The following is a 17,740-nucleotide window of genomic DNA, read 5'->3' as shown; positions in this document are numbered from 1 at the left end:
TACTTACTCATTGCCACTGCTGTAGGTGGGTCAATTTTCCTCGTTAAAACTGGGTCAGTTTTAAGTATAAATCAACAGAAAAGCTGCCACATTCACCTTGACTTCGGCTCCGGAAAGCATCTCAATAACAGCTGTTTTCAGCCCATCATAGTTCATGTTAATCAAAGGCACAATCACATCATAGGATGCTGTTTCTGACCAGTAACTCCTGAATTCCCCCCTTAGCATTACGCTGACAACGGCTCTGGGATTATAAACCTGGTAATCCTTCAGAAGATAGCCATCGTACCATCGCTTCACTTCAGCAAAGTCCTGCTGATATTTTTCTGACAGCTTTTTCACTTCAGCTTCTGTAAAACCAATATACGGAGCCAGATTGCTTGCGCTCAGCATTGTAAACTCATCAAAATTATTTAATGCCGACTGAGTTTTTTCCTTTTTAATTGGAAGAATGCCAGTAAGATATGCAAGTTGAATATATTTAACCGCTTTATGGGGTCTGACCCCAATGCTCATTGTTTATGCTATACGAATCAAAACATCCCATTCATCAATAATAATGACAAATTTCTGTCCTGTTTGATTCTTAACTCTTGAAAGAGCATCGGACAAAGAACCGTCTTAGAGAATCAAACACTCTGGATAAATTTCACGCAGTTCATCCAGTACGCTTTTTGTAATAAACTGTACCACTTTGTTCTTATCTTCACAATTTGCCAGAAACCACTGAACATCAATGTGAATTACATCATATTTGTTAAGATACTTTTTCTGTGTTTTCCCGATTGAGAGACCGGAAAACATCTGCTCAGAATCTGCGCCCTTACTGTAATATGCTGCAAGCATATTCGCCGCATAGGATTTCCCAAATCTCCTGGGGCGACTGTTGCAAATATACGCATCTGTAGTATCCAGAACGTGATTCATATATTCGATCATACCAGTTTTATCCACATAAATTCTGGAATTCAATGCAACCTGAAAAGCACTGTTGTCCGGATTCACAAATCTTCCCATCTCGCATACGCTCCTATATAAAAAAGTTTTCACAGTATCATTATTTTCTATTAATAATGATACCATGAAAACTTTTTGGTCTCAATAATTTTATGCGTGTTTATGAATTCACTAAGTTTTGTTTATATTGATTCATAAGGTCAGGTCTTTTCCAGTACCAGTAAATTTCTATCTCCTATCAAGCGGAGTGTAGTAAAAATCCATTTACTATCATTATGAGTTCTAAAACAGACGCGGTAAAGCTACCCCAAATTTAAGCACTTACTCAATAAGTTTGGCAACCCCTCAAGAACTTTGATTATCCAAAAAAATCAAAAACTTACTCATTATCCAACATCTTATTAATGTTAAAAGCAGGCAGCACAACACATTCTACTTCCGGCTGCGCAGTCACTAATGAAACCTGGCTTCTTAAATAGGGCATCATAATCGCTACACTATTTTTTACAACAAGTGAATTTTTCAACGCATCTGTTAACTCATTTTCTGATTCTACGCTAAAAAATCCAGACAAACTAATCTCCAAAGTATATTCTTCTGGTTTTTTTCCCTTTAGAACCAAAGTCACCTTATAAATTTCCGTTTCTGATCTTTGTGATATGTTAGATTGGATTTCAAATTCAAGTTCTTTATCATTTTTAAATCCTAATCTATTAAACTCAATTTTATCAAAAACTATCTTATTTAACTTTAAAACACTTTCTATATTTTTCATTTTATCATCCTTTATGCAGCAGTTGCTATATCATTTACCTGCTGTTCACTTAATTCAAATACATCCGCCATTTCACTTTTGGTAATTTGGCTACTATTCATACGTTCCGCTTCTTTTATATAATTCAATTTTTCATCATATGAAGGTAAATTAATTTGTATAGTCTTTTGCATTTTATAATCCACCAACTCCGTAAATTGATCTATATTTCTAATCAAGTTTTCTAAAGAAAAACCTACGAGAATTTCATTAATATCAACTTTTTCATTCTTTTCATCAAAATATTTATTTGCAAAAAACTCACTATCAAATTTTTGAACAAATTCTCTCATTTGCTTTGTTAGAATTTGAAAACACGCATTTTCTTCTGGCAACAATGCAATGTCCAGCGAATCAATACTTCTCCTCGTTACTACATCTGAAACTATCTCTTCGCCAGATATTATATTCCAATATTCCTTTTGTTTTAATAGCACATCTCTCATAGGAGTTTTACCATGCAACAGATAATATACCTCTAGCAAAGATGGCTTCACTACAATATATTCCAGTTCGTCTATATCTATACATAAAGCTAAATAATACTGCTCATTTCCCTTGCATAAGAAAAAAATAGGTACATCTATATAATCTACCAGAACTTGTTCTAAGTATACCTTTACAGAATCAATAACAAAACATAATTCCTTTTTCATTTTAATGCTCCTCAATCAACTTAAATCCACTAACATCAGCACCAGTATAAAGCCACCAACATACATGTTCTTCCCTTGTATCCTGCGGTCCACCCGCGCTATAAACATATCCTGCTGCTAACTTCTTTTTGGGATTAGGAAATTTCATTTTCTGTTCAACTATTCTTCTATCCAGGAAACTGGAAACACCATAATAGTGTGGATCCTTCGTAATATCCCCACCCACGCCTCTTGGTCTCTTGGGTTTCTTTCCTAATTCAAAATAAGATTTAAAATCTTCCAGTGAAACAGGTCGATTATCATCCCAATTTCTTTCTACAGCTCTATATGTGTATAAATCTTCATATTCAAATTTAGTAGTCTCTGGAAATTCAATTTCATTCTTCAATAATTTATCTTTTAAAACAGTAGGAAACTTCTGACACAATTCTTTCTCAATCCTCATTTTATCATTTCCCTTTACTAACATATTTTATTTCTAAAATACAATTACAAATACATTCATATAATTGCAATATAGCAGACATAGTTTAGAGTGTCAATGTCGATTTATTTCGAAAACATTTCATTATTTAGCCTATTCTTCTGCTTAGCACAACCTTTTAATATTCTTCTAATTTATCTTAACTTTTTTTGATTTCCTTTTGCTTGTTTAATAAATTTTTCAATATTATTACAGTGCCTCCCAAAATATACTTAAAAATACAATAAATAATTCCTCCAACTGGTTTTATAAGTTTATAAAAACACCAATTGATAAATACACCATGAATACGATTCATAAAAAACAAATCAATTTTAAGCATAATTATTTTATAATTCATTTGATGCGCTATATTCTTTTGCTTCGGATTCATTGCAACACCATTTACCCAAAATCCTAGTGCTTCATTTGCTGAAATCTGATTAAGCGCTGATAAACCTACCTCTTTTCGTATTTGTCTAAGTATATTTGCTACAATATAAATTATCATTTGGGGATCATAATATTTACTTGACTTTATATATTCACTATTTGAAAACTCTCTAAAGAAAATATATTCTTTGTACAATTTCTTTGAAGCATATAACATCAATGAAGATCCAGCATCATAAAACTGTAGCTGTAAATCTTTATCTATTTTCCCCTCATTATTCAGTTGCAATTTTTCTTGACTGGTAAATGCAATTCTGAGCAATGAAATCAATTTTGCATATTCTAATCGACGACTTTCATATTTCTTATACTTTAGCTCCGCTTTTCTATTAAAAATATAAATAATAATTGTAACCATTACAGAGAAAAGTGCTACATATTCCGATTTAATATGGGTTGCAATAAAAGTTAATGTATTTTTTAATTCTCCTAAAATATCCATACGAATTCCTTCCACTTCTTTCTATAAACGCCTATCAACGCTCCCCCAACTCGATCTTCAACCTCTAAAATATACTAAAATTTAAATCCACCAGTTTTCTAACGTTCCATAAAAAATTCATAACATACAAGAAAAGGGACTTTAAGGAACAGTCCGCTTTGATTATCTAAATTTTAGAAAATTCACCTTTTATTTTTCTGTCTGTTGTGTTTCAGTGTATCATTTATCAAGCGTTCTTTTAACTCTTTTGGCACAGTTTTTCCAGTTCCAAGTAATACAACCGCTTTTCTTCTATCTTGTCTCTCCGTAGATGAATGATCAGAGTCATCGTATCCCATAAGATCAATTCCAAGCGAAGCAGCTTCTTTATACATTTTTTCTCTTTCTCTGATTTCTTCATTCGTTGGCTAAATAAACTTTCTCTTAATCATGTATCATTCACCTACATAAATAAATTTCACGCCCCTCCAAGAGACATCATATATAATTATAGTTTATCATATCAAAATAACCATCCTCCGAAATTATAATAAGTAAATGTTTTTCTTCTTTATGACTGTAAGAATATTTGACAGCTGAGTTATATCTCGCACCACGTCCTTTGTCTACTCCTTTAGGTGGCATCGTTCCGTCCAATATTACTCCTATCATATAAAACCTTCCATACTGATCCAGCAACATTGCTCCGTCTATTTCTCCAAGTGCTTCAATACTTCTAGCACTCACCATTTCCTTCACAGAAACTTGATATCCCGCCTCACGTAATCTTTCTGATTCACTCAATGCATTTTCTGTAAAGAGCAACATCGTTCCATGTTTCTGCCTTCTTGCACTTTCTACAATCTTCCATACATAGTCTATATTTGTATCTTCTTCAAATATTTTTTTATAAGCCAAATAGAAAGTTACTTTATCGTCATCTTTAAAAAGTTTAACTTTTTTATCCTCAAAAATTATTTTATTTTTTTCACTTCCTTGGAAGCCAAAAGACCATTTACCAGTGCCATTAAATTCTACTAGATACAATTCTCCTTTAAGATTTTCTGATGATATATACCCTTCTACTTTATTTCCACAACATCCAAGATAAAGCCCGTTATTTTTATCTTTATATGTAATCTCTAATAACTTTCTTATCTGCTTATCATGGTTTAGTTTAGTTTCATCGTTAAACATAATATCATTTGAAAAAATTATATCACAATCTTCTTTTTTTATCCCCCAAACTATATATTTCTTATTTACTTTATTCCCTTCATAATGCAAATAAGATATTTTCGAAATATTTTCAGCCAACATTACGCGCGGGCCCATTGCCATATTTATAGTGTTATTAATTTTTCTATCCACAAACGCAATTGCATTTTCATATATCATATTCCTTATAGAAATTTCAACATCGCCATTCTTTTTTTCTGCTAACCCCAGAAGACTTTCAAAAAAGTAATTCACTTGATAACAAATGTATTCCTTCATCGTCATAATTTCTGCACTGCCATTATACAGAGCAAACGTATAACTATTTTCAAATTTATCATGCTTTATCGCAGAAATAAACCAATTTTTTCCCAGGGTCATTTTTGAACAACCGTTATTCATATTTTCTAAGTCTTCTTTTAAGCTTTCATCTATATGCCGATAACATATTACCTTATCATCGCAGCATCTAAGAATCCGAAAAAAACCTTTTATACTTTTGGATATAGGATCTATAAATTGCATTTCCCTATAAAAAGCCCTCGCATATTCTTCCATTATACGAGTTTTATACTTATCAGCATTTCCGTATATATACTCCATGTTTTTCTTCCTATTCTGTCAAGCCTAAATTTATTGATTTTATAGGCTTTGACGATTTTTATTTACCTCAAAAACAGAGCCGGGAGTGATGGATATCGTAGTATCATGTACCGAATAGCTGATAAATGGATATAGTTTTAAAAGCATCCCTTTTGTTTGCTTTATAAAGGCTATTTTCCCTCTGATCAACTATGATGATGAACCTTCCGTGCCTAAAGGGATCATGTCCCAACTTCCTTCGTCCCATCTACCATACACTGAGTGCCAGCCAAGCTCCTAAACAGGGTCCATGCCCCATGGTAAACACCGATGCCGGCTACAGCTCTTGTTTTTTTCTGTTCGATTGTTACTGACCTGCATTCATCTATTATGGTACTGATTTACTCAGTGGACGCTATACCATTACAGATTCCTGTTAGTCTTTTGGCTGATGTGGTCCGTTTCAGACCTCATCGTTTACGGGTTTCTGTTCCAGAACCCTGTCCAGTCTCCAATTCGGATTATCACAGACTCGACAGAGTTCTGGAAGTATTCACTGTTTTTGCTCTTTATGCTGCTTTTGCGGCTAATGCAGCTTTTGGCCGTTTGATGTCCTTTAACATTTTTTGCGGATCATAGTCTTTTTTCTGCTTAATTCCCTTCCTCGGATGTCGATTGCTCTTATATAATGAGTTTCACTGCCTATATCGCATCCAACTATAAGCATGTCATCCTTGATAAAGGAAAGTTTATCATTTTTTGCAAATTTACCGTTTGTTTCCAGTTCTCTCCAGGTATACGATTTTAATTCTTTTTCAACATCTTCAATCCGCTTGCAGAGTTCTTCTTTTGATAAAAGATTAACTGCCTGATTTTCTACATTTGCTTGCTTTTTTGTCTTATTTGTTTTAACATTCATTTCAGATACCTCTTGTACTTTAGATTTTTACTAACTGGCCGGTCAGTAATAATCTAAATTTACTTGAGGTATTCTTTTTAGTCAATTCCTTTTACTCTTTAAAGTATACAGGAAGCTCCTATTCTTTTAGGCACATTATTCATTTCAGATAATTTTCTCTCATTATTTCACTTATATCTGTGCTACTATATCCTTTTAATGACATCAAACTGATTTCAAGCAAATACTTATCAAACGTCAGCTTTTCCTCAACTAATATGCGCTTAGTTTGTGCGAAAATTTCAAAGAATTCCGAATAAGAAATAGTAAGTGTGGTTACCTTATCGAACATTCTCTCCACTTTTTTTGCGATGCCCGAAGATGTTGGAGATTGATTACGGCAGTAAGTATAGAAGCCATAATATATCTCACAGCAGGGCGTTATTTCTGCCTGACATACACTTTTAATTAACTCTATTATATTGATTGCATCTTCATATTCATCAATATTAACCTGACGGAACGCTAAGTAACGAATAATTTCACTTTTTCCCAGTATGGATAATTGACTGTATTTTGTAGATTTTTCGGAAATAACTTTTAACCGATTATAAACCGCTTTATAGTTACTTATATCTAATTTGCAGGCAGCCTGTGTTAAAATGCTTTCCTGTTTTGCAGCTAACCTAACAGATGAAATACAAAACGTTACAACAATATACGCCAAATACAAAATTATAAACAAAGAAATATTTTCTTTTTTCCAATCAATAGAATAAATAGTTAACATCCCCAGTACAAAGCTAAGCGTTGTTTCTGAAAAACTCCTGGTGCTAACATATATTCCGATGGATAGTGTAAGGATTAACATTCCCAACAAGTATGTAGTTGAAAATCCAGCAGCCAAATAACCGCGAATACCTAAATCAACCAAATAAACTACAACTAAAAACAGAACCGGCATCTTTTTAAAAAGAGTTTGGGTTACTACTTTGAGCGCGGATAATGCAGCTAAAAGACTATTGTTCTTTTTCATTTATCCATTCTCCTCTTTGTTCTTTCATTTTCTCCACTATTCCCCCAAAACAAATACTTATCTATAAATATATACGGTGAAAAATAACAAAACTCACAAAAATAGCGTAGGTTCCAAAATATCTGAAACACTTTTATCAAAAAGAGATGCCCTCCATTTTCCAGACATCTCTTTTCGAAAATTATCAAATTGTATTACCACTACGAGAACACCTGATTGATTCCCATTTTTCTCACATAATCAATCCACTCATAAATATCCTCAATATCATACAAAGCATTCATATCGTCATCTGTTGCTTTCTTTAATGCCAGAGTCATCAAGGCATATTCATTTTCCAACAGAGTGTCAAATACCCCCTGGTCGTCGGTGTTTATTGATACACAGAGATTTTCACCAGTGTTCGTATCTTTTAGCTTTCGTGAATTAAACCTTAAAATCGGATGCTCTTCGTATTTCTTTATTGTTCCAATTAAATAATTCGAAGAGGGATTTGTTTCAATGCCAATTCCCTTGCAGGCAAGTTCAGCGATCATTTTATCCTGCATGGTACGGACTAATTTAATATACTCTTTCGTAACCTTAAATTCGGTTATTTCATTGCCTTTTTCCCGAACCTTTTTATTAAAATGATAGTAATAGTACAAATCCCTATATCGCTTATTTCTTCTGAGGTCATTATCCACTCGCGGGTTGAAACGAAATCTGTCGAAATAGATCAATTCCATTTTTTCCAAAGCTGCATTAAATTCCTTTTCTTCTAATCTATAGCACTGAGGATTATCTCCCCTCAATTTCCAGCTTTGATAGTATTCATGTATGGATGGACAGGGACCATTTCCAACGTTGTTCTCATAAATTTCCTTATACAATGATGTATATTTCTCAATCAAATTCGTTTTTAATTTTTCGTCTAACGAACAGCCTAATTCACCAGACCTGCAATACAGCCAGACAATATCGTCCAAAAGAATTTGTTTTGAAAGAACAACTTTATATCCCTTCATTGCATAGTATTTTTCAGGAGATATTCCAAGAGCCAATGCATGACCTAACCTGCTGCCTCTTCGATAATTGCAAAACAGCAAAACCTCATCAATCGCCCGTAAGCCATCTGTAATATCAAAGAAATCCTCACCAACATGATAGGTCATCTGAAGATTTTGTACATCCTCACAGTTATAAAAACGAGAAGCATTTTCGACCTTCACTCTTTTTGCTGTCAAATAGCGGTATACCTGCCCAAATGCTTCCGGGCGACATGCAATTTCGCTGGCGCATGCATCAATTCCCTTGATATGTTGATTAATCTCTCCATTTTTGTCTAACATTGCCACTATACTTCTGGCCTGGCGTGCTGCCATTTTGCGTACATTGTTATTTCTCGGTACTCCATCCTTAAATGAATCATCAAACATTTTAGGAAAATGCAAAACATAAATTAGCTTATCATATCCATCATTTACTGATTCTGACTTTACAATGCACTCATATTTTTTCAGATTTTTAATCAACTTGGCAGAAGTATTTTTTGGACAAATTCTCGCCTCCAATGAAATCATATTTTTCTTCGTTAAAGATTCATTCAGCGCTAATCGCACTAATTCGTCTTCATATGGCTTATGTCCGTCAATAAAAAACTCTTTTCGGTCCTGATAATCTGAAAAATTACCAAATCCAATCTTTTTATTGCTCTGGATCAATTCACCTCTGAAATCTGTGCGCATAATTAAGTACGCATAGAATATATTTTTTTGAAATCTGTCAAATTTTCCTGTTAAAACACTTCTATAACAACAGTATAAAAATTTACGTTCCCCAGCCAATAGCCGACACACATTGTCGTTGTACTTCATCATCTCATTTTCAAGAGCATAGTCTAAAACCACACCATTAATTTTCGCTCCATAAAGATTTCCAGCCATAGCGATCAGGTTCTGAATATCACTTGTTATTTCCCGTAACGATATTCCTTTTTCAACTTTTCTAATCAATGCTTCAGCGATTTCAAACATGTGGGAATTTTCTTTTATCAGGAAAAATAAATATACCCTGTATAAAGCAGCTCTCAGACATTCTGTATAAAAATCCTCTTTTCCCCCTCTTTTGTCAAAGCTGTCGTTTCGCTGTATCTGCATTGTTCTGGTTATTTTCTTAAACTCAGCATTTCTGCCTGAAATATAATTCATCAGGCATAACCAGTTTAGTTCAAAAATTTTTGTGGAACCATTCAAGTGAAAATGATTTTCAGCTACTCCCTGGTCCAAAATATTATGTAATCGGCTGTTGTCACTTCTAATAATCGGAAGCCAGGCAAAATATTGGGTATTATATCCTTTTTTCCAGTCATCATATGCCAGATATGCGCATGTGAAAAAGTCCTGCCCCATCAGTAATGTAATTTCCCGCCAGCGCAGCAATTGATCGAACTTGCATTTAATCTCATTTCCGTCCAGGCGCAGCATTTTATCAGCCACAGAAAACACCAGTTGAAACACTCCAATATCTTCACTTACATCGTTTTTCCACAGATTGGTCTGGAGTTTCATTTGACTACACATAAATGAATAATTGTTACTACGCTCGTCATCTGTTGCGTAGGAAAACACATCTGACGAATAACGCATGTAAATATCCTTTTCCATTTTGCTATAGGAGCAGTAATCCACCATCTCCTGCTGGCTTTTTATTACATACATATATGGAATTTTCTGAAATACAATTTCTATATTTCCACGTTCTATGTCCATTATTTTTCCTCGTTGTACTTACTGCAATCTTTTGCTATATCTTTATATTCCTTACTCATTTCCTCTGGTATATCTAATTTAGGATTTTCTACCCAAAATTCAGCAACCCTTTGGTAATAATCAATTGCATACTCCCGCATTATTATGAACCCTGCATTATCTCCTTCCACTTTTTCATCTTTATGCCTTACTTGATAGCGCTTCATATTATGAATTATATTTTTAACATTTTTTAGAACATTTTCAGCAGATTTATTTTTCAAATAGGTAGATACACTTTGCAATGGTTCGTCTGGCTGAACATCAAAATCCAAAGAATCCATCATTTCTTTCACTTTGTCTTGTTTCTGCTTTTCCTCAAATGATACAGATTCTTCTATACTTCTCTGTAAGAGATCTGCATATAATTCGCTAATATTGATTACAGCCTCTTCTCCATCCGAATCTCTCAATATTAGGTTATTCAGCTTTTCCTCAAAATTCTTATCAATATATTCTCTATAAAACCGCTCTATATTTCTAAAAAATCGGTCCACTACAGCTCTTGTCTTCCCACGTTCATCTTTATTACCTGATTCTTTAGACTGTCTATTTTTCCAACAATATTCATGAAATCGCATTATTAAGTCTATGTTTGAAAAAATTGTTCTGAAAGCATGAATTTTATTAGAGTTATCATTTTCAATTCTTCTGATAACTTTTTGAAAATCTTCCTTACTAATTCCTAATATTTCTATATTTAACTTCTTATACAAACTTTCCAAACTGCAAATCCCAATAATATAATTTTCTAAACATATTTGCAATGGATTATTTAATCTATAATTAGAAAAAATTATATTTGAGTTATATATATATCTAACCATCGGAGGATTTTCGATATTATCAGTAATCTCTTTACAGATATTAGAAAAAAGCCCCAACATTACCCAGTTAAAAATTTTATATTCTTTTTCCTTATCATTTTCGGACAGCTTAGATATATAGTCTTTGTTAGGATCTAATAATTCATTAGTTATATTAAACGCATTGCCAACTTTTTCCGAAAAAAGATTATATACACTCATTGTCGAAAAAAAGAATCTAGATCTTACCATTGGATTGTCGCCAGCTGCATTCGGAATTATATCATCAAATGATGGCCCCCATATATATCCACCTATAAATTCTCCCAATTCCTCATAACATCTACTTCTCTGCAAATTATTTAATCTAAGTGTATACAAAATTTCAAACATATAAGCAAATTTATTATCTTTTTTATCAAACATACTATTCTTATATGTAGTAAACCAGTTTAAAATCCAGAAAAAACAATTTGTTCTTTCCATCTGAAAACTTGCCGGTGGAAGAACGTATTTTTTATCAGACTTTTTATAATTTTCATTCAAAAAATACCAGACTTCTGAGTTCAACTGTAAATATGGAACTCTAATTAAATTCTGTACCTCTTTATAATTTACCAACTCACAATTCTGCGGAATCCATTCTTTCTCAAAGTACTCCGTAAATTTCTCAATGTTATCAAGATATTCACTGTCATTTTCTGGAACTTTCATATCTCCAAGAAGACTAATTAAATTCACAGTATCCCGTAAATTATCTGGCTGTAGCCAATTCATTTTTTCGTCGTTTAATAAAAAACGCATTCCAGTTTTCATGTATATCAAATCCAATAAAGAAGCATTCAATGAATTGGTTATCTTATCCGCATAAATAATTTCCTCTTCATTTTTTTGATAAACAATTTTCGCATTTTCTATATATCTAACATTTGGCAAATAAATCCTTCTGGACTTCGGAATCAGTTTGGCAATATAGCGCTCTGCCATATCTTCCACATCTATCACTGCACCTGCAATTTTTCCCTGGTTTTTCAAAACATTACTATAATTTTTGAAGTTCTCTTCCTGAACACAAAGCTGCAATTGTTCCACTTTAAGTGCCATCACTATGACAATATCTGGAATAATTAAATACTTACGTATCTGTTCAGCCATTTTATACGCATTGGCATTGCACATGTCCAGATCATCGATTGCAATCAAAAGTTTTTTTGAAGTATATTGGTTACGAGAATCTTCCGTCATCATATAATCCAGATATAACTTCACCAAATTACTCAAGTCACGTCTTAACCGCAGACTTTCCCCCATCTTTGATATCTTTTCTATGCTTCCCTCGTAATCATATTCCTCTTCCAGCATTTTAACAGGATCGTTAAGCAAAGAAATATCCTTATATACCTTTTGAAATTCGTTTAATAACTCTTCCCTTCTATAATTAGCAAATCTTTCAGGTGAAACATCGTATTTATCAGAAAATTTCCGATAAAGCGAAGCGATAATAATATCTAAAACATTATGTACATTATCAAAAGCAGAAGGATCAATAACAATAGGTTCTGAAAAAACAGTATTTTTGACATTCTCGCACTGCGCAAATATAGTAGATTCTTTTTGCTCTTTCTCGTTAACTACTGCATTAATAAAAGTAAACATTGCGCTGCTTTTACCCTCGCCACGTTCTCCGCAAAAAGCAATAATATTATTCTCCGTCTCCGCTTTCTTCCAATCTGGCTGTTTATCGCGTTCCTCATTTGCCACGATATTCTCCAGCATGGCTGCAGCTTCCAGATATTGATCATAAAAAATGTCGTTTATTTCAATCTTGTCTTTGAGGCTTAATTTAAATTCCTGTCCTTTAATTATAGTTAATATTTTTTCATTTTTCATAGCTTCTATTTTCTCCTTTGACTTTTTGTATTTTAAGTGCCTTATCCTTTAGCTCTTTTCTCCCTTCGTACTTATCCTAACTGAACAACATCATCTTTCTCATAGTTCGCTCTCAGCATTCTGTACAGCGTTATTTTATGTGATCATTATACGCTTTCTCCAGCTCTTGAGTCAATTGCTCAAAGAATATCTTGGCAATCGTCTCGAAGCCTTCCTCTGTGTTACCGAATTCAAATGTTTTCTGCATTTCTACTTCTCTAATTCTTAGCCTTTTTCTTTGAAAGTCCATAAATAAAAAGTCCAGCCAGCAATGAAGATATATCAAAAAATACAGCCAGTCCCAGAGAAAACCATGCGATTCCACGATATTTACCGAATAACAAAGAACAAACCTTTTCAATAACATTAATATCCGAAACTTTACTTCTCCTTAGTTCATCCAGTATACTCATTTTTTCATTTGCATTATATTCCGATAGGAGTTCAGTGTTAATCACCGTATTTTTTAATTCCTTTTTTTGGCTTTCAAAAAATTGGGGTAATTCCTGAATTAAGTTTTCCAGACAATTTATCCTATTCTGCCAAGTTTCTTCCCATGACGCATATTGCTCATTAAATGTTTGTGAGTCAGGGTCTGGAATCTGAATTTCCTTTCCAAGTTCTCCCAGCATTGTATTAATTTCAGAATCATTCTCCGATGTTTCTTTCACCCAAAACACATAATTCTTCACAAGTACAGTTAATACCTGGGTATCTGCTACTAATTCACTATAATTTCCGATAATATCTGTATTCGTTTTCAACTCAGTGATTCTGTTATTAAGTTCTTCAATATATGACTCTAATATAGTTGGATCTGGATTAACATTCAACATTTCTAAAAGAAATTCCGCAATTATTTTTTCCTGAGGATCCTTATAATTCTCTAACACACTCTGAGCTTCAGTTAAAGCATTCTTTGCGTTTTCATAATTTTTCTGTTTTCCCCCTAAATTACCTTTCTCTGTCTCCCAATCCCCTCTTGCCTCATCGTACTTTTTTTGCCATGCGTCTTGTCTATCGTGCCAAGTTGTACCATTTCTTGAAGCAGCATAAGAATCCATTTCAGCTTTATAGCTTTCCACTAATGTTTTTGATGCATTGTATTCTTCCTCTGCTATATCATATGCATCCTGAGCTTTATTTACATTCTTAACTAACTCTTCCCTTGAAACAGTTTTTTCTTCCGCATTTGCATTCTCCGTAGATTCTGCCGGATACTTCTGGCTCAATTCGCCTAGCAATTTACTCGCCTGAAGCTGAACAGCTTTCGTATTCTCTGTAATATAACTGTAAATATCATTTTTTCTAATTTTAAGGATACTCGATTCCAGTTTTATTTCAAGGCTTTTCTAAATGATTTGTATATTTCAGGCTTCGATACGCATCTCCAAGGAATTCTACAAATTCCGGGTTCATGGTTTCCACAATGTTTTCTCCTAAGCCACAGCTACACTTCGGCTCACTCCTAGGTGCTGTCTGTAGTTCATGTGGATAGAAACAAAAAAGAAGCCCACCAGCGTACCATATAGGGATTCTACACAGTGCGCCAGTGGGCAGACGTTTTATCATCGGAAATTACATCTCTGTGATAAAAAACTTTCTGTATAAAAAAACTAGGACGCCGTCGTAACGTCGCCCCGTGCAAAAACTGTAATCAGTTTTTGATGTTGCTCTTATTATATGCGATTTTCCCTTGAAAGTCAACCCCTGTGCAAAGTTTTCAAGAGAATTATTTTCACTTGCACAATGACTCACGTATTACTTTTCCTGCAAACTCATAATTTGTTTTTATCAGATCATTGTCTTTAAAAAAGCCCTTTTTCTCTACCATTCTTTTAAAGAACAAATTATACAATTCTTCACTTCTATGAAGTTTTACTTTTGGTGTCACAACTAATTCGTATGTATAAACCAATGCAACAAACTCAAGCATAGGTCTACAGGAAAGCTTCTTCTGTCTTTGAGATGTTGTTATAGATCCCATCTTTTTAACATAATCTTTAATCTCACGCGGAGGTTTTGATGTACCGTGCGATAAATTTGCCAGTAAACAATTGTTATGTGCTGATCCATTCCTCAGACATCTTACTAATCCAAGAATCGCACCAGAAACCGCTGCTGTATTTCCATAATAGAAATCATAAAGCCGCAAAAATTCTTCAAACGTTAGAACTTCGCACAAAACCCATATTGGACAATCATCATAGCCTTGAATTATGTGTTCATGCCACCCCTTACTCGGATTATACACCCTTTGTACATCAAAGTATTTCTGTATTAAATCACCCGTAAACGGAGACATAATTCTTGATTCCAAGCTCTTTACTATGTAGGAATTCCCTAATAAAAAATTTTCAACTATTTTATAAGCGTCTGCATTTGCATCATTTGAAACATCTTTTACCAGTTTTACTTTCAAGGCTTGTTCTATATCCAGACACATTCTATTGATAAGAAATCGAAAATGCATATCAACTGTTGACATCTCTTGTAAATATGTAAAATCAAGGTTTATGTACTTTCCCGTATTAACACCACGGGTATATTTAGAATAATTCTGTCGATACGCAGCCGTACGAAGATAGTTGTTAATATCCGTCAGGTATGCTTCTGCTTTCTCTTCAGTAACATACTTAAATGTAATTCCCTTTTCATCCCTCATTTTTGCAACAAGCGACTCTGAAGTCATCATTGGTTTATTTATTTTATTACTCATCTTAAATCGTTCTTTCCAACTCTTTTGTTCGAGTGCTCTTTTTCTTAAGATCTGCTAAAGCATAATATTATTCTATTTTGGTGAATATAGAAAAACTCCAGTTCCATCGGGCACTGGAGTATATTTTATAATCAGTGGCGATTTTATGCTGGCTGTCAGCCTCGATACCCTACCGAGTATCACCAGTCATCAGTAATTTAAGTCCCCGATACGGACTCACCATATATCCCTAGTGTGGGCTCAATGCCATGCCGAGCATCACAAAGTGCCAGTAATTAACCTCCCCAGCCAGAGTACAGCTTTAACGTGTCGCCACACGGAATCTTTTGATTCTTCTATATTGTACTCAAATTCACTCAAAATATCAACTATATTTAAAAGTCTTTCAAAAAGGCACCGTTTTCACCTCTCATATTTCAGGCTTCGATACGCATCTCCAATGAATCCTACAAATTCCGGACTCATTGTCTCAACCATACTCTTTCCCTCTACATTCTGCAAAACAACAATACTGACTCCGGACATATCATCTTCCCTCACTTCCAGTTCTCGTATCGAATCCGCTACGGCCTCATCGATGAACGCAGCGAACTTTGCACCATCAACATGGCTTTGCACTGGCATCGGTGCGCCACTTTCACCGAACAGCTGGATTATCTTTGGTTCAATGATACTCTCCACCTTTTTCAAGGCTTCTTCCTCTGACATCCGCCTCAGATAGCCTTTCATTGCACTTGCCACAATGATTTCCATCACTGTTGCTCCATAATCCTCAACGGACAGCCAAGCTAACTTTTTCAGTAAGCGCCTCATAACATAGCGTAGTGACTTGCCTCGATATTCCTGATATATTGTAAATCATCATATATTAGGAAGGACTGCTATGGCTAGAGAAAATCAGGAAACTGTTACAACATTTGGCGAAGTTCTTCATTCTGCGGACATTTCCTATGAATCACAAATAGTCACCTGACTATTCTCGTATTTCAAACTTACATAATTGATCCCGGCGTCTCTCACAAACTTCTCCAGCCTCATACGTAATTCTGTAGCAATAATTAAACTTCATTTTCCCTCTTCTTTCTCTTGTATCATGTGAAGATATGTTTTCAGCATATCACAGATTAGGAAACAAGTCTGCCACATATAAAAATATTCAGCATTATCACAATATCTTCTTTATAGTTTTTCTCATCAAAATGTAATGCAATCAATTCCTATTGCACTATGTAATTGGCCAATTTACTCACAATAAATAATTTTCCTTCCATATTTTTTACTATAATCTGCCGTGATCAACGCACCACTTTTCTTTCCTGCAGCAACTACAATCAGTTCATCCGACCATGCACTGATTAATCGATTTCTTTTTGGAAATGTATATTTCGTTGGTCTTATTCCTGGAGGATATTCAGAAATAACCAGACCTTTGTTTTCTATACATTCTTTCAATTTTTCATGCTCACTGGGATAACAAATATCAAGACCATTTGCCAACACAGCAACTGTATAACCTTTCGCTTTTAGACAGGCCGTATGTGCATAGGAATCAACTCCCTTGGCCATCCCACTGATAACTGCAGTCTGTTTTTCTGTATACGCCACCGCCAATTCTGCCACAGCCCTCTTGGTTTCCTGTGTACATCGTCTTGCGCCCACAATTCCAACAGTTTTATCCATCCTCTGTATCGTTCCCTTATAATATAAAATAATCGGTGCATCATTGCAATTTCCGGCTCTTTTAGGATACAAAGGATTTTCTATCGGAAGTAGTGAGATTCTATGTTTTTCGCACTGCTCAATAATTCTTTTTGCATTTTCTAATTCTCGGTTCATTAAAATACTGTTTCTTTGCCGTAAGGTTAAATTTCCTATTTTTCTTAACTCTTCTTCCGAACTGTAATATACATTTTTCGGATTTTTCAAAACAGTAATAATTTTCCTGGCAGATACAGTTCCTATATATGGCAATGTAGAAAGCCAGATCCAATACTTCATT

General features: G+C 34.2%; 16 protein-coding genes. All 16 read right to left on the bottom strand.

What is annotated here, in order from left to right; translation table 11 throughout:
- Nucleotides 1–60: 60 nt before the first annotated feature.
- Nucleotides 61–516, bottom strand: coding sequence for an AAA family ATPase (locus I2D69_RS21175; protein WP_331464914.1), 456 nt, complete (start codon nt 514–516; stop codon nt 61–63).
- Between the two features lie 105 nt (nt 517–621).
- A complete protein-coding gene (locus tag I2D69_RS21170) occupies nt 622–1,017 on the bottom strand; it encodes an AAA family ATPase (protein ID WP_331464915.1) in 396 nt (131 codons plus the stop codon).
- Between the two features lie 319 nt (nt 1,018–1,336).
- Nucleotides 1,337–1,732 carry a protein-export chaperone SecB gene (locus I2D69_RS14610; protein ID WP_173718832.1) on the bottom strand — a complete coding sequence of 132 codons (396 nt, stop codon included), beginning with the start codon at nt 1,730–1,732 and terminating at the stop codon, nt 1,337–1,339.
- A gap of 11 nt (nt 1,733–1,743) precedes the next feature.
- Nucleotides 1,744–2,427, bottom strand: coding sequence for a hypothetical protein (locus I2D69_RS14605; RefSeq protein WP_173718831.1), 684 nt, complete (start codon nt 2,425–2,427; stop codon nt 1,744–1,746).
- Between the two features lies 1 nt (nt 2,428).
- Complete coding sequence (locus I2D69_RS14600) at nt 2,429–2,872, bottom strand: hypothetical protein (protein WP_173718830.1); 444 nt, start codon at nt 2,870–2,872, stop codon at nt 2,429–2,431.
- Between the two features lie 178 nt (nt 2,873–3,050).
- On the bottom strand, nt 3,051–3,785 hold the full coding sequence (locus tag I2D69_RS14595; RefSeq protein ID WP_173718829.1) for a hypothetical protein: 735 nt from the start codon (nt 3,783–3,785) through the stop codon (nt 3,051–3,053).
- Between the two features lie 182 nt (nt 3,786–3,967).
- Complete coding sequence (locus I2D69_RS14590) at nt 3,968–4,159, bottom strand: hypothetical protein (RefSeq protein WP_227199183.1); 192 nt, start codon at nt 4,157–4,159, stop codon at nt 3,968–3,970.
- 103 nt (nt 4,160–4,262) lie between these two features.
- Nucleotides 4,263–5,585, bottom strand: coding sequence for a diadenylate cyclase (locus I2D69_RS14585; RefSeq protein WP_173718828.1), 1,323 nt, complete (start codon nt 5,583–5,585; stop codon nt 4,263–4,265).
- 595 nt (nt 5,586–6,180) lie between these two features.
- Nucleotides 6,181–6,483 (bottom strand): hypothetical protein, encoded by a 303-nt coding sequence (locus I2D69_RS14580; protein ID WP_173718827.1) that lies wholly within the window; start codon nt 6,481–6,483, stop codon nt 6,181–6,183.
- 139 nt (nt 6,484–6,622) lie between these two features.
- On the bottom strand, nt 6,623–7,498 hold the full coding sequence (locus I2D69_RS14575) for a hypothetical protein (protein WP_173718826.1): 876 nt from the start codon (nt 7,496–7,498) through the stop codon (nt 6,623–6,625).
- Between the two features lie 200 nt (nt 7,499–7,698).
- Complete coding sequence (locus tag I2D69_RS14570; protein WP_173718825.1) at nt 7,699–10,248, bottom strand: hypothetical protein; 2,550 nt, start codon at nt 10,246–10,248, stop codon at nt 7,699–7,701.
- Nucleotides 10,248–12,983, bottom strand: coding sequence for a hypothetical protein (locus I2D69_RS14565; protein WP_173718824.1), 2,736 nt, complete (start codon nt 12,981–12,983; stop codon nt 10,248–10,250). The genes I2D69_RS14570 and I2D69_RS14565 overlap by 1 nt, the downstream gene beginning before the upstream one ends.
- A gap of 257 nt (nt 12,984–13,240) precedes the next feature.
- Nucleotides 13,241–14,254 (bottom strand): hypothetical protein, encoded by a 1,014-nt coding sequence (locus I2D69_RS14560; protein ID WP_173718823.1) that lies wholly within the window; start codon nt 14,252–14,254, stop codon nt 13,241–13,243.
- Between the two features lie 506 nt (nt 14,255–14,760).
- The gene (locus tag I2D69_RS14555; protein WP_173718822.1) at nt 14,761–15,741 is read right to left on the bottom strand and encodes an Abi family protein; all 981 of its coding nucleotides are present in this window, start codon (nt 15,739–15,741) and stop codon (nt 14,761–14,763) included.
- A 402-nt stretch (nt 15,742–16,143) separates the two neighbouring features.
- Nucleotides 16,144–16,494, bottom strand: coding sequence for a hypothetical protein (locus tag I2D69_RS14550; RefSeq protein WP_173718821.1), 351 nt, complete (start codon nt 16,492–16,494; stop codon nt 16,144–16,146).
- A 489-nt stretch (nt 16,495–16,983) separates the two neighbouring features.
- The gene (gene dprA / locus I2D69_RS14545; protein WP_173718820.1) at nt 16,984–17,739 is read right to left on the bottom strand and encodes a DNA-processing protein DprA; all 756 of its coding nucleotides are present in this window, start codon (nt 17,737–17,739) and stop codon (nt 16,984–16,986) included.
- Between the last annotated feature and the right edge of the window lies 1 nt (nt 17,740).

Source organism: Ruminococcus sp. D54t1_190329_F1 (genome assembly GCF_015551645.1).
Lineage (GTDB): Bacteria > Bacillota > Clostridia > Lachnospirales > Lachnospiraceae > Blautia_A > Blautia_A faecis.
This window is presented reverse-complemented; position numbering and strand designations above follow the sequence as displayed.